Annotated in this window: 18 protein-coding genes, 1 tRNA gene and 1 pseudogene; 19 read left to right on the plus strand and 1 reads right to left on the minus strand. The window is 42.8% G+C overall.

Features of this window, described 5'->3' with window-relative positions; all coding sequences use genetic code 11:
• The 11 genes and pseudogenes from ABFV72_RS05850 to ABFV72_RS05900 form a co-directional block, all read left to right on the plus strand.
• Positions 1-92, plus strand: a pseudogene (locus ABFV72_RS05850) (elongation factor Tu); the annotation flags it as partial.
• A gap of 331 nt (positions 93-423) precedes the next feature.
• Positions 424-499: transfer RNA gene (locus tag ABFV72_RS05855), tRNA-Trp, on the plus strand.
• 51 nt (positions 500-550) lie between these two features.
• On the plus strand, positions 551-1036 hold the full coding sequence (gene secE, locus ABFV72_RS05860; protein WP_057761731.1) for a preprotein translocase subunit SecE: 486 nt from the start codon (positions 551-553) through the stop codon (positions 1034-1036).
• A 71-nt stretch (positions 1037-1107) separates the two neighbouring features.
• The gene (nusG, locus tag ABFV72_RS05865) at positions 1108-1638 is read left to right on the plus strand and encodes a transcription termination/antitermination protein NusG (protein WP_057761729.1); all 531 of its coding nucleotides are present in this window, start codon (positions 1108-1110) and stop codon (positions 1636-1638) included.
• Positions 1639-1728: 90 nt separating this feature from the next.
• Positions 1729-2160, plus strand: a complete 432-nt coding sequence (rplK, locus tag ABFV72_RS05870) for a 50S ribosomal protein L11 (protein ID WP_057761727.1) — start codon at positions 1729-1731, stop codon at positions 2158-2160.
• Positions 2160-2861 carry a 50S ribosomal protein L1 gene (rplA, locus tag ABFV72_RS05875; protein WP_057761725.1) on the plus strand — a complete coding sequence of 234 codons (702 nt, stop codon included), beginning with the start codon at positions 2160-2162 and terminating at the stop codon, positions 2859-2861. Before rplK ends, rplA begins: the two co-directional genes overlap by 1 nt.
• A 457-nt stretch (positions 2862-3318) precedes the next feature.
• Positions 3319-3846 carry a 50S ribosomal protein L10 gene (gene rplJ, locus ABFV72_RS05880; RefSeq protein ID WP_057761724.1) on the plus strand — a complete coding sequence of 176 codons (528 nt, stop codon included), beginning with the start codon at positions 3319-3321 and terminating at the stop codon, positions 3844-3846.
• Positions 3847-3966: 120 nt separating this feature from the next.
• Positions 3967-4338, plus strand: a complete 372-nt coding sequence (rplL, locus tag ABFV72_RS05885; protein WP_057761722.1) for a 50S ribosomal protein L7/L12 — start codon at positions 3967-3969, stop codon at positions 4336-4338.
• 764 nt (positions 4339-5102) lie between these two features.
• A complete protein-coding gene (gene rpoB / locus ABFV72_RS05890) occupies positions 5103-9221 on the plus strand; it encodes a DNA-directed RNA polymerase subunit beta (protein ID WP_347162804.1) in 4119 nt (1372 codons plus the stop codon).
• Between the two features lie 151 nt (positions 9222-9372).
• Entirely contained in the window at positions 9373-13590 is a 4218-nt protein-coding gene (gene rpoC, locus ABFV72_RS05895) for a DNA-directed RNA polymerase subunit beta' (protein WP_102090387.1), read from the plus strand.
• Between the two features lie 166 nt (positions 13591-13756).
• Positions 13757-14281, plus strand: coding sequence for a DUF6586 family protein (locus tag ABFV72_RS05900; RefSeq protein ID WP_347162805.1), 525 nt, complete (start codon positions 13757-13759; stop codon positions 14279-14281).
• A gap of 160 nt (positions 14282-14441) precedes the next feature.
• Here the strand turns inward: ABFV72_RS05900 and ABFV72_RS05905 are convergent, their stop codons facing one another.
• The gene (locus tag ABFV72_RS05905; protein WP_347162806.1) at positions 14442-17078 is read right to left on the minus strand and encodes a penicillin-binding protein 1A; all 2637 of its coding nucleotides are present in this window, start codon (positions 17076-17078) and stop codon (positions 14442-14444) included.
• Positions 17079-17271: 193 nt separating this feature from the next.
• Between ABFV72_RS05905 and pilM the strand changes: the two genes are divergently transcribed.
• The 8 genes from pilM to ABFV72_RS05945 all read left to right on the plus strand — a co-directional run bounded on the left by pilM (position 17272) and on the right by ABFV72_RS05945 (position 25790).
• Positions 17272-18327 (plus strand): type IV pilus assembly protein PilM, encoded by a 1056-nt coding sequence (pilM, locus tag ABFV72_RS05910; protein ID WP_347162807.1) that lies wholly within the window; start codon positions 17272-17274, stop codon positions 18325-18327.
• Positions 18327-18980, plus strand: a complete 654-nt coding sequence (locus ABFV72_RS05915; RefSeq protein WP_101204297.1) for a PilN domain-containing protein — start codon at positions 18327-18329, stop codon at positions 18978-18980. Before pilM ends, ABFV72_RS05915 begins: the two co-directional genes overlap by 1 nt.
• Complete coding sequence (locus ABFV72_RS05920) at positions 18977-19696, plus strand: type 4a pilus biogenesis protein PilO (protein WP_179799317.1); 720 nt, start codon at positions 18977-18979, stop codon at positions 19694-19696. The genes ABFV72_RS05915 and ABFV72_RS05920 overlap by 4 nt, the downstream gene beginning before the upstream one ends.
• Positions 19696-20229, plus strand: a complete 534-nt coding sequence (locus ABFV72_RS05925; RefSeq protein WP_347162808.1) for a pilus assembly protein PilP — start codon at positions 19696-19698, stop codon at positions 20227-20229. The genes ABFV72_RS05920 and ABFV72_RS05925 overlap by 1 nt, the downstream gene beginning before the upstream one ends.
• Before the next feature lie 27 nt (positions 20230-20256).
• Positions 20257-22608 carry a type IV pilus secretin PilQ gene (pilQ, locus tag ABFV72_RS05930; protein WP_347162809.1) on the plus strand — a complete coding sequence of 784 codons (2352 nt, stop codon included), beginning with the start codon at positions 20257-20259 and terminating at the stop codon, positions 22606-22608.
• A 205-nt stretch (positions 22609-22813) separates the two neighbouring features.
• Positions 22814-23374 carry a shikimate kinase AroK gene (aroK, locus tag ABFV72_RS05935; RefSeq protein ID WP_102093188.1) on the plus strand — a complete coding sequence of 187 codons (561 nt, stop codon included), beginning with the start codon at positions 22814-22816 and terminating at the stop codon, positions 23372-23374.
• Positions 23375-23449: 75 nt separating this feature from the next.
• Positions 23450-24571: a 3-dehydroquinate synthase gene (aroB, locus tag ABFV72_RS05940; protein ID WP_347162810.1), complete on the plus strand. Its 1122-nt coding sequence runs from the start codon at positions 23450-23452 to the stop codon at positions 24569-24571.
• A gap of 130 nt (positions 24572-24701) precedes the next feature.
• Positions 24702-25790 (plus strand): hypothetical protein, encoded by a 1089-nt coding sequence (locus ABFV72_RS05945; protein ID WP_347162811.1) that lies wholly within the window; start codon positions 24702-24704, stop codon positions 25788-25790.
• The last annotated feature ends 205 nt before the right edge of the window (positions 25791-25995 follow it).

Here is a 25995-nt window from a genome sequence, read left to right on the forward strand (position 1 = left end):
ACCCAATCGCTATGGACAAAGGTCTTCGCTTTGCAATTCGTGAAGGCGGCCGTACTGTAGGCGCTGGTGTTGTTGCTAACGTATTGAACTAAGACTTAAGTCTCAGCAATGAGCTTATGAATTAGTCGTAAAAAAGGCCATCCTATCTAGGGTGGCCTTTTTTTATTGGAGAAAGTTGAAGCATGATCGAAAATAGAATTATGCCTAACGTGTATTAATAAATTAGCTATATGTGTGACAGAGACAATTATTTGTTAGACAGCATATTGTAATCTACGGCATAGCTTGTTATATTATCGCTGCACTTGACGCTAGCAGTTATTTTAAACTACGGCAGTGCAAAATCAGGTAAAATTAATAATTTTACCGTCAAGGGCTTGCATTCTATGCTAAATATTGTATAATGCTGTCCTTTACACCCATAGGCGATTGGCTCAATTGGTAGAGCATCGGTCTCCAAAACCGAGGGTTGTAGGTTCGAGTCCTACATCGCCTGCCATCTTCTTATCACATCTTTGTTGTACCCCACCATCTCCGAAGCGAGTTCTTTATGAGCAATGATCAAGATAACCTCGAGACTAAGTTATCTGATGCCAAGGCGGTTGCTGGTGGAATGCTGTCTAAAAATAAGCATGTTTCAGCTAGCGGTACTACTGCTGTTGAAGTGGCTAAGACTGGCTCAATAAAAGATTTGATTTTGTGGCTACTTGCCGCAGCTGTATTAATCGGTGCGACTCTAGTAAATCAATACTTACCGGGCTATTGGCAACCTGCCAACGATGTTTGGGTACGTATTGGTATTATTGTCGCACTTGTTGTATTTGCATTAGTCTGTTTGGCGTTAACGCATCAAGGCCGTGCTTTTAAAATATTATTAAAAGACGCTGCTGTTGAGCTTCGCCGAGTGACATGGCCAGGTAAAGACGAAACCTTTCAATATACATGGCAAGTGATTGTCGTGATTGCGATTGCTGGTTTCTTTATTTGGTTATTGGATAACTTTTTTAATTGGTTCGTTGGTATCTTTATCGGTTAATAGCACGTATTAGTGACTATTAGCGAGACATTTACTCATAACAACTTATTTATAATGATCAGGAGCGTGATATGCGTTGGTATATTGTCCAAGCGTTTTCAGGATATGAAAAACAAGTACAACGTTCATTAACTGATCGTATTAATCGTAGTGACTTCGCTGAGTCATTCGGTGATGTATTGGTTCCTACTGAAGAAGTCGTCGAAATGAAAGACGGCAAAAAACGTAAGAGTGAGCGTAAGTTCTTTCCTGGATATGTATTGATCCAGATGGAGATGAACGATAATACTTGGCACATCGTAAAAGACTGCCCTCGTATTATGGGCTTCATCGGTGGTACGCCTGAGATGCCTGCACCGATTACGCAAGTAGAAGCTGATCGCATTTTAAACCGTTTGAACCAGACTGAAACTGACCCACGTCCTAAGACTCTATTTGAGCCAGGCGAAGAGTTGTTGGTTATCGATGGTCCATTTACTGACTTTAAAGGGTTGGTAGAAAAAGTGGATTATGAGAAGTCTAAACTACATCTAACGGTAAACGTATTTAATCGACCTACGCAGGTTGAGCTTGAATTTAGTAAAGTTGAAAAACTAGACTAAATTAGCAAAAAATTCATCAACCGGGGAGCTGTTAGTCAATTAGGTATATACCACGTTGATTTGGCGCTATCACCCATTTAGGAGAGTATCATGGCTAAGAAGATTGATGGTTACATCAAACTGCAAGTGCCTGCAGGCAAAGCAAATCCTTCACCACCTATTGGTCCAGCTTTGGGTCAAAAAGGCGTGAACATCATGGCATTCTGTAAAGAATTTAACGCTGCGACCTCAGGCCAAGAGCCAGGTCTACCGATCCCAACTGAGATCACAGTATACAGCGACAAATCTTTTACCTTCATCATGAAGTCACCACCAGCTGCATACTTACTACGTAAGGCTGCTGGTATTGCTAAAGGTTCAGGTACACCGAACACTGCTAAAGTTGGTAAAGTTGACCGTGCACAACTAGAAGACATCGTTAAGACTAAGAATGCAGATTTAACTGCAGCTGATCTTGACGCTGCTGTCCGTACCATCGCTGGTACTGCACGTTCAATGGGTATTACCGTGGAGGGTGTATAATGTCTAAGCTAACCAAACGTCAAAAAGAAATTCAAAGCCGTATTGATAACGAAAAACAGTACACTATTGAAGAAGCGGTTCAAATCCTAAACGATTTGCCAGCGCTAAAATTCAAAGAGTCTATCGATATCGCAGTAAACTTGGGCGTTGACCCACGTAAATCTGATCAAGTAGTTCGTGGTGCAACCAACCTACCTGCTGGTACTGGTAAAACCAAACGCGTTGCTGTATTCGCTCAAGGCGCTGCTGCTGAAGCCGCTAAAGAAGCTGGTGCAGACATCGTTGGTTTTGAAGACCTAGCAGAGCAAATCAAAGCCGGTAACATGGACTTTGATGTTGTTATCGCAGCTCCAGATGCTATGCGTGTTGTTGGTCAGTTAGGTACTATCCTAGGCCCACGTGGTCTAATGCCTAACCCTAAAGTTGGTACAGTAACGCCAAACGTTGCTGAAGCTGTGACTAATGCGAAAGCTGGTCAGGCTCAGTACCGTGTTGATAAAGCTGGTATCATCCATGCAACTATTGGCCAAGTTGGTTTCACTGCTGATCAAATCGAGCAAAACGCGCAAGCGATTCTTTCTGATCTAAAGCGTGCTAAGCCTGCTACTTCTAAAGGTACTTTCATTAAGAAAATTACCTTGTCTAGCACGATGGGTCCAGGTCTAACGATCGACGCTGTTCCTTATCGTACTGCTAAATAATTAAAGTTTTTATCTTCAAATATTTTGAATGATAAACACAAACAGTTTTTAAAGAATTAGGTCAGCGTAGTATTTGCTACGCTGTCTAAGACCGTAGGTAGAGAGTAGTTTAGAGTCATAGTTAGCGATCTTCGGATAGTTGCTTATGATAATAAGTCACTTTTGTTAATCGACGACAGATGAAAATCTTAGTTGTCCTACGCAGACGGTGGCCCACACAGTTTAAGACACGAGCGAATAGGGCGATAAGATTATTTATAACCTTCAAACTATTACTCAACGTCATTCTGATAACGGTGCCGTAATCAGTCGTTACCAGTAGATGCTTTTTTTATTAATTGAATCCGCTGGTAATGTGTCGTATCAAGTCAGTCTTAGCTTACAGTTTGAGCGCATAAAAACCTTGTTTTTGGCACTTTTATTATAAGTCGATTGATAAGATTAAAGGAGTCAACTTATGGCATTAACGCTAGAACAAAAACAACAAGTTGTGGCTGAAGTGTCTGAAGTTGCTGCTAATGCTTACTCAGCAGTAGCTGCCGAATATCACGGTATTGGTGTTGCACAGCTTACTAAGCTGCGCGAACAAGCTCGTGATAAAGGTGTCGTTTTAAAAGTGGTAAAAAATACACTAGCAAAACGCGCTTTTGAAGGCACTAAGTTTGAGAGCATGTCAGACCGTATGACTGGTCCACTACTTTTGGCTTTCTCTATGGAAGATTTGGGATCTGCTGCTCGAGTCGTTTTCGACTTCAGCAAAGATAACAAAGCTTTAGAGACCAAATTAGTATCAGTCGGTGGTGAAGTTTATGGTCCAGAAGAGCTAGAGCGCGTATCGAAGCTACCAACTCGCGACGAAGCAATCTCTATCTTGATGGCTACTATGAATGCACCAGTGACCAAGCTTGTCCAGACTATGAACGCTGTTCCTGGCAAGTTCGTTCGCACTGTAGCGGCAATCAAAGACGCAAAAGAAGCTGCTTAATTGCTTGTTTTAACGTAACTTTAACATCGCTAATTTTGGTTGCACTTTATTGTCACATTAGGCAAGCAATCAAGGCGATATTAGAATCAATTAATTTTTATCAGATAACGGAGAGTTCTCATGGCACTATCTAAAGATGACGTGTTAAATGCAATCGCTGAAATGTCAGTAATGGATATCGTTGAATTAATCAGCGACATGGAAGAAAAATTCGGCGTAACAGCTGCTGTTGCTGCTGCACCTGCTGCTGCTGGTCCTGCTGCTGCTGCTGCTGAAGAAAAAGACGAGTTTGACGTAGTTCTTGCCAGCTTTGGCGAGAAGAAAGTTGGCGTAATTAAAGCCGTACGTGAAGCTACTGGTCTTGGCCTAAAAGAAGCGAAAGATTTGGTTGAAAGCGCTCCAGCTCCAATCAAAGAAGGCGCATCTAAAGCTGAGGCTGAAGAGTTGAAAAAGAAACTTGAAGAAGCTGGTGCAACTGTTGAACTAAAATAAGTTTAACACTGTACGAAAAAAAGCTGGTAATGCCTTGCATTGCCAGCTTTTTTTTACTATAATTCGTAGCTTGACCTTTTGTGTCTGCCAACATACGTATGCAACATCACGGTGGATACCCATCAAAAGGACAGACGATATACATGCAAGCACACATGCCAGTTTTTGAAATCAGTTAATATGAGCTAAACGTCTGTAGATGTTTGGCATTTTTTTGTGTCTGCATGCTTTCCTATCAACACTATAGTTTATACTGATTCTAAAAGTTATAGTTACCCCGATTATTAATCCTGAAAAAAGCGGTATTCTTAAAAAAGTTGTTGATCATAAGTTGCCTACTTGGTGTGGCATGACTGTCGATATTCAGTCTCATAGACAGTTTGTATGTGTAGGGAACATGGTTCGGTAATAAGTAGTCTAGATGGCAAGTGGTATGGATGCAATCTTAGTAGACATTATTTCCCAGCAATGTATTTGTAAAGTAAGCCTGATAGGCAATGCGTTATAGATTATATAATATTGAATTTTTTGGTTGCAACAGTCATATAGACTGATTCACTTACCATGAATCTAGCAAGCAACGACGAGATTAAGTGAAGTGTGCTAGGTAAGCACTGAAGAGTAAAGTAGTAATTGACAGAAAAGACATGAACTGAACACGAAGACCCGTTTTATATTATCGTTTACGTCGCCATGTTTGCATCGTATTTATGCATACTGGCCACGCTTTTAATTTGTTTCCACGTTTACTGTAAGGACTCTCGATGGCATATTCTTATACTGAAAAAAAGCGTATTCGCAAAAGTTTTGCTGAATTGCCCACTGTAATGGACATTCCCTATTTACTGTCTATTCAAGTAGATTCTTACGAGCAATTTTTGCAAGAGCACAAAAAGCCGAAAGCTCGTGAGAATACTGGTTTGCAAGCTGCGTATTCCTCTATTTTCCCAATTGAGAGTCACTCTGGTAACGCAGAGCTACAATTTGTTGAGTACTATTTAGGCACGCCTGAATTTGATGAGCGTGAGTGTATCTTACGTGGTTCAACGTTTGCTGCGCCTATGCGTGTCAAAATCCGTTTGATCATCAAAGACAAAGACAGCAAAGACAAAGATAGCAAAGCTGCTATCAAAGATATCCGTGAGCAAAGCGTTTACATGGGCGAGATGCCTCTGATGACGGCTAACGGTACTTTCATTATCAATGGTACTGAGCGTGTTATCGTATCTCAGCTACATCGTTCACCTGGTGTGTTCTTTGATCATGATAAAGGTAAGTCGCATTCAAGTGGTAAAGTGCTTTATAACGCACGTATTATCCCTTACCGTGGTTCATGGTTAGACTTTGAATTTGATGCAAAAGATTTAGTATTTGCTCGTATTGACCGTCGCCGTAAGCTACTTGCATCAATTATTCTACGCGCACTTGGTCTAACAACTTCTGAAATCTTAGATTTGTTCTTTGATAAAGTTGCTGTTTATAAAGGCGAAGAGCAGTTTGAGATCGATTTAGTTGCCGATCGTCTACGTGGCGAAATGGCTCAGTTCGATATCGTATCACCTGAAGGTGACGTTATCGTAGAGCAGGGCAAACGTATTAACGCCCGCCGTATCCGTCAGCTTGAAGAAGCAGGTATGACGAAGATTGCTGTGCCTGATGAATATTTGTATGAGCGTATCTTAGCAGAAGATATCGTCGTTAATGACGAAATCATCGCTAAAGCAAACACGCCAATCGATCATGAATTATTGGTTAAATTGAGCGCGTTTGAAGCCAGTGAATCTATCAAAGAATTCAGCATTCTATTCACCAATGATATCGACCAAGGTAGTTATATTGCTGATACGCTACGTGCTGATAGTACGTCAAGCCGTGAAGAAGCGTTGATCGAAATCTACAAAGTCATGCGTCCAGGTGAACCACCAACGGTCGAAACTGCTGAGAAACTGTTTGAGAGCATGTTCTTTAACGCAGATCGTTATGATTTATCAAATGTCGGTCGTATGAAATTCAACCGTCGTCTTGGTTTAGAATTTGATAACACTGATGATCCTGATATCCAGCGTGAACGCAGTGTATTGACCAACGATGATATCGTTAACGTTCTAAAAGAGCTTATCGAGATTCGTAATGGTCGCGGTGATGTCGATGATATTGATCATCTTGGTAACCGTCGTATTCGTTCAGTAGGCGAAATGGCAGAAAACCAATTCCGTGTTGGTCTAGTACGTGTTGAGCGTGCTGTAAAAGAGCGTTTAAGTTCAGCAGAATCAGACAACTTGTCACCACAAGATTTGATTAACTCTAAGCCAGTAGCGGCTGCGGTTAAAGAATTCTTTGGTTCAAGTCAGTTGTCACAGTTTATGGATCAGAACAACCCGTTGTCTGAAGTTACCCATAAGCGTCGTGTATCAGCGTTAGGACCTGGTGGTCTAACTCGTGAGCGTGCAGGCTTTGAAGTACGTGACGTACATGATACGCATTATGGCCGTGTATGTCCTATTGAGACTCCTGAAGGTCCAAACATTGGTCTGATCAACTCACTAGCAACATTTGCTAAAACCAACAGCTTTGGCTTCTTAGAAACGCCTTATCGCCGTGTGATTGATGGTAAAGTTACTGATGTTATTGAGTATCTATCAGCAATCGAAGAAGTAGGTACTGTTATTGCACAGGCTGATTCTCCGATGACTGAAGATGGCGCGTTATCTGACGAGATGGTCAGTGTACGTAGCTATGGTGAATTTGTTCGTATGCCACCAGAAAAAGTGACGCATATGGATGTATCACCAAGTCAGGTAGTATCGGTTGCAGCAGGTTTGATTCCGTTCCTAGAGCATGATGATGCTAACCGTGCCTTGATGGGCTCGAACATGCAGCGTCAGGCTGTTCCTACGCTACGTGCTGATAAGCCATTAGTAGGTACTGGTATGGAGCGTCACGTTGCTCGTGACTCTGGTGTTTGTGTTATCGCTAAGCGTGGCGGTGTGATTGAAGATGTTGATGCATCACGTATCGTTGTTCGTGTGAACGAAGACGAGATGACTGCTGGTGAAGCGGGTATCGATATCTATAACTTGATCAAATACACGCGCTCTAACCAAAATACTTGTATCAACCAACGTATCATCGTTAACCAAGGTGACGAGATTGCTTTGGGTGATATCTTGGCTGATGGTCCATCAACGGATCTTGGTGAGCTAGCACTAGGCCAGAACATCCGCATCGCATTTATGCCGTGGAATGGTTACAACTTCGAAGATTCAATCTTGTTATCTGAAAAAGTAGTTAAAGAAGATCGTTTCACTACTATTCATATCCAAGAATTGACTTGTGTGGCTCGTGATACCAAGCTAGGTACAGAAGAGATCACGGCTGATATTCCAAACGTTGGTGAAGCAGCACTATCAAGTCTTGATGAAGCAGGTATCGTCTATATCGGTGCTGAAGTTGACGCTGGTGATATTCTAGTTGGTAAAGTAACGCCAAAAGGTGAAACACAACTAACGCCAGAAGAGAAACTACTACGGGCTATCTTTGGCGAAAAAGCGGCTGATGTTAAAGACACTTCACTACGCGTACCGACTTCAAGTAAAGGTACGGTTATTGATGTACAGGTCTTCACCCGTGATGGCGTTGAAAAAGACGCACGCGCAAGAGCGATTGAAAAATCGCAGCTTGATAGCTATCGTAAAGATTTGAAAGAAGAGCTACGTATCTTTGAAGAAGCAGCACGTGGTCGTATTGGTAATCTATTAGATGGCCAAAAAGTCAGCGGCGGTGCTGGTCTAAAAGCTGGTACGGTTATGGCCTTGGCTGATATGAAAGATATGAGCCTTGAGACCTTGCTTGATATCCAACCAGTAGAAGAAGAAATCTCTGAGCGTCTAACGCAAATCGCTGATTACTTGGTTGATAAGCAAAAAGACATCGATGTGAAGTTTGCTGAGAAAAAACGCAAATTGACTGCTGGTGATGATTTACAACATGGCGTACAGAAAATCGTTAAAGTATATCTAGCGGTTAAGCGTCGTATTCAGCCTGGTGATAAGATGGCTGGTCGTCATGGTAACAAAGGTGTTGTATCGCGCATCATGCCAGTTGAAGACATGCCTTATGATGAAAATGGTAATACCGTTGACATCGTATTGAACCCACTTGGTGTACCATCTCGTATGAATATCGGTCAGGTTCTAGAGACGCATTTGGGTATGGCAGCGAAAGGTTTGGGCGAGAAGATCGATGGTATGCTCAAATCTCAAGCAGCAATCAAAGAGCTACGTGACTTCTTGGACAAAATCTATAACCAAGTAGGCGGTGAGCAAGTTGATCTTGATAGCTTAAGTGATGATGACATCATGGCGCTAGCAGACAACTTACGTGGCGGTGTACCGATGGGCACAGCAGTATTTGACGGCGCAAGAGAAAGCCAAGTTAAAGACTTGCTCGAGCTTGCTGGTATGGATCGCGATGGTCAGCAGACGTTATATGATGGTCGTACAGGTCAGAAGTTTGACCGTAAAGTAACCGTCGGCTATATGTACATGCTCAAGCTTAACCATTTGGTTGATGACAAAATGCATGCGCGTTCAACGGGTTCTTATTCTCTAGTAACGCAGCAGCCATTGGGTGGTAAAGCTCAGTTTGGTGGTCAGCGCTTCGGTGAGATGGAAGTGTGGGCACTAGAAGCATACGGCGCGACTTACACGTTGCAAGAAATGCTAACGGTGAAGTCGGATGACGTTGAAGGCCGTACTCGTATGTACAAAAACATCGTTGATGGTGAGCAGTATATGGATCCAGGCATGCCTGAGTCGTTTAACGTACTGACCAAAGAAATCAAATCACTGGGTATTAATATTGAGTTAAAACAAAGCAACTAGCCCGTTGTTTAACTTAGTTGTCCACTAAAGGCAGTCTGCTTTATTGCTGCTGCTTTTAGTGATTTGTCTCAACCCTATTCATTGCCTTCATTCATCTTATCTGCGTCAATGGTACGCTGTCAGATGATTATAAAGATAACGGAGAAGCAACTTGAAAGATTTACTCGATATCATGCAAAGCCCTACCGGCAACGGTAACCAAGAGTTTGATAGCATTCAAATTACTTTAGCCTCACCTGACGTCATCAAGTCATGGTCGCACGGCGAAGTGAAAAAGCCTGAAACCATCAACTATCGCACGTTCAAGCCTGAGCGTGATGGTCTTTTTTGTGCCAAAATCTTTGGTCCAGTAAAAGACTTCGAATGTCTATGTGGTAAATATAAGCGCCGTAAGTTCCAAGGCGTTATCTGTGAAAAATGTGGTGTTGAAGTTACCACTGCTAAAGTTCGTCGTGATCGCATGGGTCATATCGACCTAGCCAGTCCAGTTGCGCATATTTGGTTCCTAAAGTCATTACCAAGCCGCATCGGTCTATTGCTAGACATGACGCTACGTGATATCGAGCGCGTTCTATATTTTGAAAGCTATATCGTTACTGAGCCTGGTCTAACTAGCTTAGAAAAATACCAGTTGCTTGATGACGAAGATTATTACAAAGCGCTTGAAGAGTTTGGTGACGAATTCACAGCCAAGATGGGTGCTGAAGCAGTTCAAGACCTATTAAAAGATATCGATATCGATCTTGAAATTGATGAGCTACGTGAAGCGATTCCACAAACTGGTTCTGAGACTAAGCTTAAGAAGATGTCTAAGCGTCTCAAATTATTAGAAGCATTCCGTGATTCTAATAACAAGCCTGAGTGGATGGTAATGAACATCTTGCCAGTACTACCACCAGATTTGCGTCCTCTAGTACCGCTAGAAGGCGGCCGTTTTGCGACGTCAGATCTAAACGATCTATATCGCCGTGTGATCAACCGTAACAACCGTCTTAAGCGTCTGCTTGAGCTAAGCGCACCTGACATCATCGTACGTAACGAAAAACGTATGTTGCAAGAGTCAGTAGATGCCTTGCTTGATAACGGTCGTCGCGGTCGTGCCATCACTGGTAGTAACAAGCGTCCATTGAAATCTTTGGCAGATATGATCAAAGGTAAGCAAGGTCGTTTCCGTCAGAACTTACTTGGTAAGCGTGTCGATTACTCTGGTCGTTCGGTTATCGTTGTAGGTCCAACACTACGTCTACATCAGTGTGGTCTACCTAAGAAAATGGCACTAGAATTGTTCAAGCCATTTACTTATAACAAATTATTGTCTCATGGTTTAGCGACTACGATTAAAGCTGCCAAAAAGATGGTAGAACGTGAAGAGCCACAAGTGTGGGATATGCTGGCCATGGTTATCCGTGAGCATCCAGTACTTCTTAACCGTGCGCCAACACTTCACCGTTTGGGTCTACAGGCATTTGAGCCAGTATTGATCGAAGGTAAAGCCATCCAATTGCATCCGCTTGTTTGTACTGCATTCAACGCCGATTTCGATGGTGACCAAATGGCCGTTCACGTGCCATTGACGCTAGAAGCGCAGCTTGAATCACGTGCCTTGATGATGTCTACCAACAACATCTTGTCACCTGCGAACGGTGATCCGATCATCGTACCATCTCAGGATGTTGTACTAGGTCTATATTACATCAGTCGCTCGTCTATCAATGCCAAAGGCGAGAGCATGATTTTTGCTACCGTTAATGAAGCATTGCGTGCAATTGGTTCAAACGACTTACATGTAAACGCCAAGATCAAAGTGCGTGTTACTGAGACGCAAATTGACGAAGAAGGTAACGAGACTAAAGAAATCAGTATCAAAGATACGGTTGCTGGTCGTCTACTTATCTGGAACATCATGCCTAAAGGTATGACGTTTGATGAGTGTAACCAGGAAATGACGAAGAAAAACATCTCTCGTTTAATCAACTCTTGCTACCGTAAAGTTGGCGTAAAAGAAAGTGTTATGTTTGCTGACCAATTGATGTATCTTGGTTTTGCTCAGGCAACGCTATCTGGTGTGTCTATCGGTATCGACGACATGGTCATTCCACCACTTAAGAAGCAAATCATTGAAGTGGCAGAAGGCGAAGTTCGCGAAATCGAAGATCAGTTCGAGCAAGGTTTCGTAACTGCTGGTGAGCGCTATAACAAAGTCGTTGATATCTGGTCACGTACCAATGACAAAGTCGCTAAAGCGATGATGGACAACTTGGCAACAGATAAAGTTATTAATGCACAAGGTGAAGAAGACGAGCAGAAGTCATTTAACTCTATCTTCATCATGTCAGATTCTGGTGCTCGTGGTAGTGCGGCACAGATTCGTCAGTTGGCTGGTATGCGTGGTTTGATGGCGAAACCAGATGGCTCAATCATTGAGACACCGATTAAAGCCAACTTCCGTGAAGGTTTGACTGTACTACAGTACTTCATCTCAACTCACGGTGCACGTAAAGGTCTAGCGGATACGGCACTGAAAACGGCTAACTCGGGTTACCTAACTCGTCGTCTAGTTGATGTGGCACAAGATTTGGTTATCACTAGTGATGATTGTGGTACTGAAGAAGGCTTACTCATGAAACCACATATCCAAGGTGGTGAAATCATTGAGAAGCTAGGTGAGCTAGTACTGGGTCGTGTCACTGCTCGTGACGTTACTTATAACGATGATGCTGATAAAGTATTGATTCCAGCTGGTACATTGATCGATGAGTACTGGGTTAACGTCCTTGATAACAACGCAATCGATGATATCTGGGTACGTTCAGTAATTACGTGTGATATCGAACATGGCGTATGTTCACAGTGCTATGGTCGTGACCTTGCACGTGGTCATAAAGTGAATATCGGTGAATCAGTCGGTGTTATGGCAGCTCAGTCTATTGGTGAGCCGGGTACTCAGTTAACCATGCGTACGTTCCACGTGGGCGGGGCAGCGAGCTCAGCATCTGTAGACAACAGCATCTCTGTACGTAATGCTGGTCAAGCGCACTTTGAGAACATGAAAACAGTACAGCATACCGATGGTCACTTAGTCATCGTATCGCGTTCAGCTGAAATCGCATTGACCGATGAGCTTGGCCGTGAGCGTGAGCGCTATAAAGTACCGTATGGTTCAAGCGTACTTGTGAAAGACGAAGAGCAGGTTGAAGGCGGTCAAACTATCGCTAAGTGGGATCCGCATACGCATCCAATCATCACAGAATTTGCTGGTACCGCACGCTTCAGTGACATCACTGACGGTATGACTGCAACAGTGAAGGTTGATGATGCGACTGGTATGAGCTCATTTGAGATTCTAGCCACTCGCGACCGTTCAAGTTCAGCAAAAGACTTACGTCCTGCGATTATCTTGAACACTGACGAAGGCAAAGAAGTGGTTTACTTCTTACCAGCTGAAACTATCATCCGCGTGAGCGATGGTGAAAAAGTAGCAGCAGGTTCGATTCTAGGCCGTGTACCACAAGCGTCTTCTGGTACAAAAGACATCACCGGTGGTCTACCACGTGTTGCTGACTTGTTCGAAGCACGTCGTCCAAAAGATCACGCCATCATGGCAGAAATGACTGGTGTGGTAAGCTTTGGTAAAGAGACTAAAGGTAAGAACCGCTTCATTATTACTAATGAAGATGGCGAAGTACATGAAGAGCTAATCCCAAAATGGCGTCAAATCAACGTCTTTGAAAACGAGACGGTAGCACGTGGTGAAGTGATCGCTGATGGTCCACAGAACCCACATGATATCTTGCGTTTGAAAGGCCAGACTGCACTTGCTGATTATATCGTCAACGAAGTACAGGACGTTTATCGCTTGCAGGGTGTAAAAATCAACGACAAGCACATCGAAGTTATCATTCGTCAGATGCTGCGTAAAGTTGAAATCACTGACGGCGGCGATTCAAGTCACTTCAAAGGTGATCAGGTCGAGTATGCAGATATTAAAGCATTGAATGCGAAGCTAGAAGCGGAAGATAAATTCCCAGTACAGTTTGAGCGTCAATTACTAGGTATCACCAAAGCAAGTCTAGCAACTGAAAGCTTTATCTCAGCGGCTTCTTTCCAGGAAACAACCCGTGTACTAACTGCGGCTGCTGTGACTGGTAAAGTGGATGAGCTACGTGGTCTGAAAGAAAACGTGGTTGTTGGTCGCTTGATTCCTGCAGGTACTGGTCTTGCTTATCATAAGGCACGTAAAGAAAAAGCAGATCAGAAGCTACAAGATAAAGATTTGAATGCAGCGTTTGACATGACTGCAAGCACTGATAGCAAAGACTTTGCAAGCTTCGACGAGGCATTTGCTCAAGAGTTAAATCAAGATAATTAATCGTATTAAGTATCCTGATTCATTCTTAATTTGATAAAAAAGCCAGCCTAAGTTGCTGGCTTTTTTGTGCGTATAAAAAACTGAGAAAGGCATGGTGCTATCATCTAAAAAAATAGTACACTGGAAATATGCTCTAATTCACTATTCATAAAAGGATAATTAGCAAATGGCAGGTAAAACTCGCGTCGCCAAATATCAAGCAGATCGAACCAATCAAAAGTTATATTTCTGTCGTTTATCTTGCCAATCTGCAGGAAGTACCAATGACAAACAGTTATACCAAGCACACTGTGAGACTGCCATTTTTCACTTGCATGGTGCTTTATTGGCATTCATTCAGGAGCTCGGTCATTTCTATAGCCTAAATATGACGGCGCCAACTTTGCTCGATATTGAGCAAGCATTGAACGAGCGAACCCAAGTATCTCCTGAGATTCAGCGTCTGCAGCAACTGCAACAGCAAGGTTTTATCGCCAATATAGAGCGTGCTTATCAGCGTTGTCTTTATGCGGTACCGCCAGATACTATCGTCGATGAAGCGCTAAGCAGTCATTCAGCGTCACCAGACTTGATTGTCAATGTTGTCACCTTATCCAATCAATGGCTGCCTGATGAGACCACAATACGAGAATGGCGCAATCAGCTTTTGGAGCTGATTGAACAACTGCGTGCAGGTATGGTCGAGTTCTAATAGGAAGTAAACTAGAAGATTTATTTTTTGATAGCTATTTATTGAACCACTTGAAAGTATGATTAAGTAGGGTAGGGCATAGTCTACAGCGTATAAAAAAGGCTTATTCAATCATTATTGAATAAGCCTTTTTCTTATTAACTAAAAATTGTCTTGTTTGTTACTCTGGCATCGGAGGCATACTTTCAACGGGTGTCACCGTTAATGGATTTTCCGGTACGCTGTCATCACTACGATTGCTACTTGGTTTCGTTGATGGTGAAGTGCTCGTCTCCTCAGTAGGCTCTGGAACCGAAGGCTTACGCTGCTGGGTTTGAGTCTTGACTGGTTTTGCTGATTTATTAGCGCCATCATTAACTAGGACACCATCATCAGTCATCTCTATGATACTTTGCTGTTGCTTTTTGGATTTTGAGCGGTTATTGATAGATACCCATTGGCTTGGCGTGTCTTTCAGCTGAGCTTTCATAAAGTCCATCCAGACTGGCAGTGCTGCCACACCACCATATTCACGCCGGCCCATAGTAGATGGTTGGTCAAATCCCATCCATACTACTGTCGCATTGGTAGGATGGAATCCAGCAAACCACGCATCTTTGGCCTGATTGGTGGTACCAGTTTTGCCACCGATATCATTGCGACCTAATGCCTTTGCTCTTACCGCTGTACCGCGTTGGACTACATCGCGTAGTATATCTGCCATCTCAAAAGCGACTCTAGGTTGCAGGATGCGTGGTGCTTGTTTGGCCCTTACATATTGTACGGCAGGCGCTTTTAGGCGGTCTGATTGTGGACCTGCGTTATATACCGTTAAATCAAGCTCTTTATCTGTTGTTTCGCTATCATCATTGCTTTCTGATGATGAATTATCGGGAGTTATTTCATTAGTACTATCATCAAGCGCTTCAATTGACTTCTCATACTCTTTAACTAAGCTGCTATTAACCTTTTCAAGTTTTTCGTTAAAGCATAGTGCACATGCTTGACGTGGATTTGCCTGAAACAACAGCTCGTTTTTATAATTGTAAATTTGTTCAATAAAGTAAGGTTGGACACGATGACCACCATTCGCGAAAGTTGAATAAGCCGTGGCCATTTGTAATGGTGTGGCTTGTCCGGCTCCAAGTGCTAATGATAGTGTTGTTGGTAGCTTTTCTTTATCAAGACCGAATTCATCTAATAGGTTGCGCGTACTTGAGATACCGATAGCTTGTAACAAGCGAATAGATACGAGGTTACGCGACAAATATAAACCACGACGTAAAGTGATATCACCTAAGAAACGTTCATCAGAGTTTTTCGGTTTCCAGTCACCTACTTGAATAGCTCGGTCAGAAACGATGGTATCTGAACGATAACCTTTTTCTAAAGCAGCGGTATAAACAAGTGGCTTAATGGTTGAGCCAGGTTGACGCCAGCCTTGTAAGGCGCGGTTGAATTTACTGTGGTTAAAATCAAAGCCACCAACCAATGCATTGACAGCACCAGTCTCTGGATTCAACGAAACCAAACTGCCTTGAATTTTAGGTATTTGACCTAGTTGCCAATTGCCATTCGAAGTAGGTATCACACGAACGATATCGTTTTTCTTAACGACTTGACTGGCATTGCTAGGGTAATAACCAATACGGTCAGCAGAAATATATTTACGTGCCCATTTCATACCAGACCAATTAACGGTCACTTCTTCGCCGGACTGCAAGACTGCATCAAAACTACGAGAATTGACTTTAGTCACCTTGGCAGGAGACATATTGCTGTAACGTCGGAAGTTTTCGAGAGGCTCATCATTTGCTTCAGCCCCACGCCAACCATGGCGATGCTCATAGGCAATTAAACCTGTTACTACTGCTGCTTCGGCATCTGTTTGTGCTTTACTATCTACTGTGAGACGTACGCGCCACCCACCGTGCATGACTTGATCACCATAACGTTCGACTAAAGAAGCGCGCGTCATTTCTGCCAAATAAGGCATATTTACATCGAGCTTTTCTTTGTATAGGTTGATACCGATAGGGGAGTTGACCGCTTCATCATACTGAGCTTTGGTAATATAGCCAAGCTCATGCATGCGTCCAACGATCCAGTTACGGCGAGTCAGTGCACGGCTAGGATTGGCAACAGGATTGTATTTAGAAGGGGCTTTTGGTAGACCTGCTAACATCGCCATTTCAGCAATGGTTAGATTGTCTAATGACTTACTATAATATTTTTTGGCCGCAGCGCGAATGCCATAGGCGCCTTCACCCAGATAGATCTTATTGACATATAGTGTCAAGATATCGTTTTTACTCAGTTCGTCTTCGATCTTACGCGCCAAAAACAACTCTGTTAGTTTACGGTTTAAAGTACGTTCTGGACTTAAGAAATAGTTTTTAGCGACCTGCATCGTAATGGTAGAGCCACCGGTTTGACCATCGTCATCAGTGACTGCTTCGGTGACAGCGCGACCAAGACCTTTAATGCTAATTCCGCTATGCTGAAAGAAAGAAGCATCTTCGGCCGCTAAAAAAGCATGAGTTAAATCTTCAGGAATGTCTTCAAAACTAACTGGTAACGATAAACGATTGCCGTATTGGCCGATTAATTTATCATCACTACTATAAATCTGTAATGGCATTTCTAATTTGGCTGTTTTAATCTCTTGCGTACTAGGTAGGGTCGGCGATAGATACATAGCCATCCCATAAAAACCAATAGGTACAGCAAGTGCTAGAACAACTGCCAATGCTAGGCAAGCGATAAAGAGTCCCACCAAAAAGCGAATGAGACGAGCGGTAGCATTTGTTTTGGCCATAATAAGACTTATTAGTTAGAATTTGTAGCAGACAATATTATTATACATTGAACAAAATAGGCAGGTCATAATAAATGTGTAAGTTGGCCTTAATATATTTTTAAATGCTTGAATCTATCAATTAAGTAAAGTATTGTATTGAATTATTACAAATAACTACCAGATTGTACACTTAATATAAGGTATAGAGCTAGTGAGGCTATTTACTTCCAAAAGTCGACATTTGATTGGCGTGGATATTTGTGCCACTTCAGTAAAGTTGGTTGACATACAGCGTCAGCAAGGCATGTTCCACCTAAAATCTTATGGTATTGAAAGACTACCGGAAGGTATCGTGGTCGATAAGATTTTAGTAGATACAGAAGCTGCCGGTAATATTATAACGAGCTTGGCAAGACGCTGCCAAGTCGCGGGTAGCAATGCTGCGACCGCTGTTTCTGGCTCTGCAGTGATTACTAAAATCATTGATATGGATATGACACTCAGCGATGTGGAGCGTGAAGCGCAAATACGTTTGGATGCCGACCAATACGTGCCTTATCCATTAGAAGACGTCAATCTAGATTTTGAAGTATTAGGACCGTCTTTGGTTAGTGAAGATATGGTTCAGGTGTTGCTTGCTGCTTCTCGTTCAGAAAACGTCGACCAACGTGTCGATGCTTTAGCCTTTGGTGGCCTACAAACGAAAGTCATGGATATCGAGTCTCATGCAATCGAGCGTGCATTTGGATTGATGGTAGATAGCCTACCAAATGTACCAGAACTAGTAGCGTTGGTAGATATTGGCCACAATCAAACCACATTATACATCGCTAAGAATGGTGAGTTTATTTATAGTCGTGAGCAGTTATTTGGTGGTGCTCAGCTGACCGAGGCAATACAAAATCGCTATGGCCTGTCAGCAGAAGAAGCGACACTAAGCAAACGCGAACGTACCTTACCTGATGATTATTATCCTGAAGTACTGACCCCTTTTATAGAAAATACCATTCAACAGATCACTCGCTCTTTACAGTTTTATTTCTCATCAAGTCAATATAGCAGTATCGATCATGTGGTGCTTGCAGGAGGCAGCAGCTCTATTGCAGGTCTCGCTGGTATGGCACAACAAAAGCTGGGTGTAACTGTCAGTGTTGCTAACCCTTTTATCAATATGACTATTGCACCAAATATCGATAATGAGCAATTGGCAGTTGATGCGCCAAGCTTAATGGCTGCATGCGGTCTTGCGTTAAGGAGCTTTGACTAATGGCTCGTATTAACCTTTTACCTTGGCGACAAGAAGAGCGTGAACGTCGTAACAAAGAGTTTATGACTCTAATAGTGGCGGTGACATTACTGACGCTATTAGCAGCCTTTGCTTCATGGAGTTATTTTAATAATGAACTTGATGAACAGCTTGATGCCAACGCATTGATCGAACAAGAAAACACTCGCTTAGACACCGCATTGACCGAGATTGACAGTTTAGAGCAGCGCCGTGAAGACATTATTTCACGCATGCAAGTCATTCAAGACTTGCAGGGGCGACGTCCTGTGCCTGTACGTTTATGGGATGATCTCGCTAAAGCTATCCCACCAGCACTTTATCTAAATAACCTTAAACGTGAAGGCGATGTCCTAACTTTGACAGGCTTAGCGGACAATCCAAACATTGTGTCCAGTCTAATTCGTAACCTTGATAACAGTAAATGGATGGGCAACTCAGCAGTAAGTAACATTCAGCAGAATATTAGCGCTTATGAAGCTGCTCCAGTCCTCAACAATACGGTTAATACTGGTGAGCAGGCGCGACCTGTTTATCCTGAAGACAGTTACGTACAGTTTGTAGTAACGACTAGAGTACAATCGGAAACTCCGACTGCTGCTGATACCGATACTGGTCTAGGAGGTGCGTTATGAAGCTTATCCGCAAAAAGAGCCTCTCTAAAACCAAAAAATCTGCTTTAAAGCCAAAAAAGCAATTCGATTTAAATGAGTTTCGCCGTAGTTTTGAGTCGCTAGATTCAGAAAACTATGGCAGTTGGCCACTACCTGTAAAGGTGACAGTGATTGGTCTTATCATTACCTTCATCGCAGCGTTGTCATGGGCATTACCCATCAGCAGCAAAATTGACGAGATCAATGCGGCTGAAAGCCAGCAGCAGACCTTGCTCGATAGTTACCGTGAAAAAGAGTCGCGCGCTCGTCATTTAAAAGCGTATCAGGCACAAGTTGTCCAAATGGAAACTGAATTTAATACTTTATTGGATCAGTTGCCGAAAGATACGCGTGTGTCAGAATTGGTAGAAGGCATAAACATGACAGGCGTTGGTAGTAATATCCGTTTTCAGGATATTTCAGTAGAGCCTGAAATTGAAAATGAATTCTTTATTGAGCAGCCAATACGTATTGCTGCGTTAGGTGAATACCATCAGTTTGGTAGCTTTATCAGCGGTCTTGCTGCACTGCCTCGAATTATTACGATGCATGATTTTGAAGTCAGCAATCCACAGCCTACATTGGATGTTTTGCCAGAGCTTAACTTAGTCTTGCAAACTAAGACCTATCGCTCTAAAGAAGCGGCTCCTGAAGGTGATGCAGCCGCTGCTACTGATGCAAATGCAGGAGGCAACTAATGAGTATTCAAAGAATGCCCATGCTATTGGTTTTAAGTGTCGCTGTTTTATCTATGACAGGGTGTAGTGACCGTATAGGTATGGCAGAGCAGGCAATGACTGATATCCGTAACCAGCCTGCACAGCCTATTGAGCCGCCGCCTAAAGCCGAACTGGTAGAGGATTTTGTGTATAGCGCTAGCTCGCAGCGTAGTCCATTTTTACCACCGAGTTTAGTCAATGTACAAGGCCCGACCACTTCTATAGATGGTGTACGACCAGATATCAACAGAATCAAAGAACCGCTTGAGCAGTATGAGCTGTCGCAATTGGTCTTCCGAGGTGTGGTGATTTCGCCCGAAGGTCAGCGATATGCATTGATACAACGTCCAGATGGTTCGGTTGCGAGTGTTAAAGTAGGCGATTATCTTGGATTGAATGACGGCCGTATTGTTGAAATCACGCCGACCCAGGTTAACTTGATTGAAATTGTGCCAGATAGCCGCGCAGGGTTTGTAGAAAAACCCCAGTCGCTGGTATCCCCTATAAGCTAAGTCGGCAGATTTTTTGAGGAATAAATAATGACAGTACGCAATAACAAGGTAATGATGATGAGCAACCGCATGTCTTCTGCTTTTGCCATTTCAGCACTGGCAGTCAGTATGGTGGCTGTGACTAATAGTGCTCATGCTGCACAGCGCATCGATAATGTCTCTGTAGTACAGACCGCACCTGCAGTGACGCAAATGCGTTTGGGGTTTACAGGATTGCCAGTATTGCCTGCAGCCTATCAGCTTGATGATCCTAGTCGCTTAGTCCTAGATTTTGAACAAGTACAGAATGGGCTTGCTAGCCGCTTTAACGAATACAACATCGGTGCGATCAATGACGTTACTACACTCAGCAGTGACAGTACCACGCGCCTTATTGTTGGTTTAAAAGAGTCAGGAAATTATACGACGGCGATTGAAGGCAACGATTTATTGCTAACCATCACTGACCCTAATCGTCCTGTCATTACCAGCGACCCGATTCAAGATGTACTTAATAACAATAATAGTATGACAACGACTGCAGTCATTACGCCTATTGTTGAGAGCTCTACTGTACCAGTGGCACCTATACGTACCACGAGCAAGGTTGTGGTGAAGAACGAAGTACCAGCTGATACGATGGTGGTCAGAGTCAATCCGCTTTTGAACCCTCAATTGGCCGCTTCACAAGTAAGCAAACAGTATAATTATGATGGGCTAAGCGCAGTCAATTTTTCAGCAGGTAACGATGGTGGCGGTAACGTCAGTATGGTACTGGCCAACGAAGCTATTCCAGTAGATGTGCAGCGTCAAGGTAATAAACTTGTCGTACGTTTGACTGGTAGTACGGTTCCAAGAAACTTACTGCGCCGATTGAATATTAACAGTGGCCTTGTTGGTAGTATTGATACTAAAAACCAAGGACAGAATGGCGTCGTCACCATTAATTTGAATGATGATTATGAATATCAAGCCTACCAATCAGGTAACCAGTTAAATATTGGTATTAAAAAGCCCGAGCTATTACGTGAGCCGACGTTGGAAGAAAGAGTCTATAGTGGTGAACCGCTATCTATGGAATTCCAAGATGTTGAGGTTCGTAGTGTCTTAGATATTTTGGCGCAGTTTACTGAGATGAATATCGTGGCAAGTGATTCCGTTGCTGGTAACATCACTTTGCGTTTGATTAACGTTCCTTGGGATCAAGCCCTTGATATTATTTTGAAAAGCAAAAACTTGGGCAAGCGTGAGAATGGTAATGTGATTTTGGTGGCGCCTTCTACTGAGCTCGCTGAGCAAGAAGCACGTGAATTAGAAGCGCAGCAAGCTGTTCAATCTTACGCACCTCTGCGTACTGAGTACATTCGTTTAAGCTATGCAAAAGCACAAGATGTCTTAACGCTTATTTCGCAAGGTAGCGGCGCGACCGGCAATAATAGTGGCCTATCAAATCGTGAGGATAATAATACGTTGTTATCCAATCGTGGGACGGTAACGGTTGACGAACGTACCAATACTTTGATTATTAAAGACGTTGCTGACAGTATCGAAAACATTCATAAATTAATTAGCAAGATTGATATTCCTGTTCGTCAGGTCATGATTGAAGCACGTATCGTCAGTGCAACTGATAGCTTCAGTAAAGAGATTGGTGTTCGTTGGGGTATCTTGTCAAACGGTGCAGCTAATAACCGCAGCTTGTTGGTTGGCGGTAGCGATCAAACCTTATGGGATTTGAAAGATTTTGATGTAGAGACGACGACCGTTAATGGTCAAACAGTCTCTTATCCTTCTTATGACATTACTCGTCCTGATAACCTAAACGTTGATTTAGGTGTTTCTAACCCAGCGGGTAGTATCGCCTTTGGTTTGCTCAGTATGTCTGATGTAATGTTAGATCTTGAATTATCAGCACTGCAAGCGGATAACCGCGGTGAAGTTATTTCTACACCTAAGATTTTGACGGCGGACAAGCAAACAGCAAAGGTCTCTTCTGGTACTCAGATTCCGTATCAGGAAGCGTCAGCCAGTGGTGCGACGACAACCAGCTTTAGAGAGGCTGCATTAAGTCTAGAAGCGACACCAAACATCACACCTGATGGTAAAATTGGTTTGCAATTGGTCATTACCAACGGCACGCCGACAATCATTAATAATCAGGTTGCCATCTCTGAGGATTCTATATCAACCAATGTTATTATTGAAGATGGTCAGACAGTGGTGTTAGGCGGTGTCTTCAAAAACCGTACCAATAACGGTGTAGATAAAGTACCTTTCCTAGGAGACTTGCCTTATATCGGTCGTGCCTTCCGTCGCGATGTACGTAGTAATAACAAAGAAGAGCTACTTATCTTTGTGACCCCAAAGCTTATTAATGATGGTACGAGTCGTCTGAACTAATCATAAATTGTTTAGCTAGTTACTAAAAAAAGTAAGCCATAGTGCTTACTTTTTTTGTGCGCGAAATTAGTGGTTTTAGCGTTGTAATATCTATGTATGTACCGATGAATGATACACTCTAAATTTTACTCACAATAATCACGGCTCATTACTAGCCAGAATAACGATGACGTTGTATCATACCTAATTTAGCTGAGTAAGTATTATGGGGCAGGAATTACCGTCGGTGTTTTTAGTGGGTCCGATGGGAGCAGGGAAGACGACAATCGGAAAACTGCTTGCCAAGCAGTTAGGTCGCACTTTTGTAGACAGTGATTGGTATATTGAATCGCAGACAGGTGCTGACATTGCTTGGATATTTGCCAAAGAAGGCGAGGCAGGTTTCCGTGAGCGTGAAACGCGTGCCATTGATGAATTGACCCAAAACTCTCAAATCGTATTAGCGACCGGTGGCGGTGCAGTCATGTGTGCTGAAAACCGAGAGTTCCTAAAACAGCGTGGCATCGTCGTTTATCTTAATGCACCTGTCGAGGTGCAGCTGGCACGTACCTCTAAGGACAAGTCTCGACCATTATTGCAGCAGCCTAATCCTAGAAAAATATTGCAAGATTTGTATAGTGCTCGCGATCCACTCTATCGCCAAGTCGCCCATATTATTATGCCTACTGGTCACACGTACCCACGCCACATGGTCAATCAATTGATGCAGCAGCTAGAATCATTCGTCGATTGCACTACCGACGCATCAGCGCATCAAGAAGATTAGTAATAGACTGGCAACTACGATTGATATGCAGACTCAATTACTTTTACCTCATCGAAAATGCTTTAGGAGTATCACATGGTAATGCCGTTTCATGATGGCCTAATAGTTCATACGCAAAGTCATGATTATCCTATTGTCATTACTGAACAATCTGCGACTGAACAATCTGCGACTGAGCATAGCAGTATGGCGAAGCAGATCATGCCTTATATCAGTGGCCTTCAGGTTTTGATTGTCACTAATGATACTGTGGCACCTTTATACTTAAAAGCATTAGAAGATGAGCTAGCAGGACAGTTTGTGGTAAAGGTGTGCGTATTGCCAGATGGTGAACAATACAAAAATCAGGCAAGTATTGATCAGATTTATGATGCGCTGATGACAGAACACTTCAATCGCGATGTGACACTTATTGCTCTTGGAGGTGGTGTAATCGGTGATATGACTGGCTTTGCTGCTGCTAGCTTTATGCGCGGTGTCAATTTTATTCAAATTCCAACGACGCTATTGTCACAAGTAGATTCTAGTGTTGGTGGTAAAACGGGTATCAATCATCCGCAAGGTAAAAATATGATTGGTGCTTTTTGGCAGCCGCAAATGGTACTTGCTGATATGAGTACGCTTAAGACACTGCCTGCGCGTGAGTTGTCGGCTGGAGTGGCCGAGATTATTAAATATGCCCTTATCATGGATGAGGCGTTTCTAACGTGGCTTGAGGCAAACTTGCCTGCAATGATGGCGCTTGACTTGGCAGTACTTGGTGAAGCTGTAAAGCGCTGCTGTCAGTACAAAGCCGATGTAGTGGCACAAGACGAAAGAGAGTCCGGTGTGCGCGCGCTATTGAACTTTGGTCATACTTTTGGTCATGTGATTGAAACACATGAAGGCTATGGTAATTGGTTGCATGGCGAAGCAGTAGCGGCTGGTATGGTACAAGCAGCTGAGCTATCGCAAAAGATTGGCTGGTTAACTGATGATGAAGTTGTACGTATTAAGCGTGTTTTAGAATTGGCAAACTTACCTATTACGCCACCAGCTATTGGTGTAGACACTGCTCTAAATTTAATGGGCCACGATAAAAAAGTGAAACACGGACAAATCCGCCTAATTTTGTTAAAATCAATAGGCGATGCGGTAATGACTAATGAGTTTGACAGCCAGTTATTACATGAAGTTTTGTCAAAACATAGCGCATAACGTCTCAAGAATTTATCGTTTATATATTTATACTAAAATCTCGTACTTATAGCCAACTGGTTAGCTGTACCTCTGTTTGAATAAGCATTTATACCATGCTGTAAAACATGTGTTTACCAAGGACCGCCTCATGGCAACATCAAAAACAAAAACGCGAACTGCTAGCCAATCATACAGTCGTCAAGCACTGATTTGGCTAATAGTGACCCTACTTTTAGGGGTGGTCACAGCGTTAGTATGGATGTTTAGTCAAACGCCAGCCATGGGTGCCAAAATTGAAAATGCACCGATATCAGCGCCAGAGATTTTGAATGAAGAGTTTGAACAACCACTAAAAGTCGAATCGCTACATGAGCTAGATACGGATGTACAACCGATTAACTTTGATGCAACGATTCGGGATTTGCGCGATTATCCGGACGAGTTCAAAGACAAGCGTTATCTGCTGGCTAATAAAGGCAAGTGGACTGTTCAAGTAATGAATGTCGCTGAAAACGATGTGATTGTTAGTTATTTAGAAGGTCGTCAAGATCGCGATAAATTCGCTTATTTCCGTTATCTTGATGATGAAAAACAAGTCCGTTATATGCTGACTTATGGAATTATGAGTAGCCCGCAAGAAGCGGTAGGAGCCGCAAAGCTAATAGACTTTAAGTTACCTACAAACGTACGTGTACTGCCAGAAGAGATTAATCGGTATGTCAGTATCATTGATAATTATGAGCGTCCTGACCCAGTAAAAGATCTAAGTACAAAACGTACACGTGCCGTCGATTTAAAGCCTACTAAGCGCGAAGTGCCTGCTCGTTTGCAAGAAGAAGCTGATGACGCCGCTGCTCAATCAGCTAGTACTAACAGTAATCGAGGTAACCAAGAAAGCGCTAATAGTAGCAGTACTCAAGAGAGTATTCGTCAGTCGGTAGATACCTCTGCCACATTATCTGTTAGCGAAGAGCGTACAGTTGGTGGTGAGACGCAGACAATATCTGAATCATCGCCAAAAGACGAAAACAACGCAAGTAAGCCTGCGCCAGAAAACAAAAAGCCTGCGGCACCGGCGGAGAACGCTACTAGTAAAAAGCCACCACTCGTGCCAACGCCTAAGCCCCCTAGTAGCACAAACAACAATTCAAATGCTAATGGCAAAAGTGCTAACGCTAATCCTCCCAAAAATAATAGCGACAGTATAAAAGCGCTAATAGAAGATAAGAGTAATTAATTTTTGCTTGATTAATTAAACCCACTAGCTATTTGGTTAGTGGGTTTTTTTAGCACTATACAAAAAAGTTTTATCGTCATGATAAACGGCAAGCTACTATTGTTAAGTATTATCAAAGCCTTTTGCTAACTGTCATTTATATGGTTTGCATTAAAATTTTAATAGCAGTTATATTTGTCTCATAACCAATAGTAATAAGTCCTCT

The sequence above is a fragment of the Psychrobacter proteolyticus genome (assembly GCF_039762275.1).
Lineage (GTDB): Bacteria > Pseudomonadota > Gammaproteobacteria > Pseudomonadales > Moraxellaceae > Psychrobacter > Psychrobacter proteolyticus_C.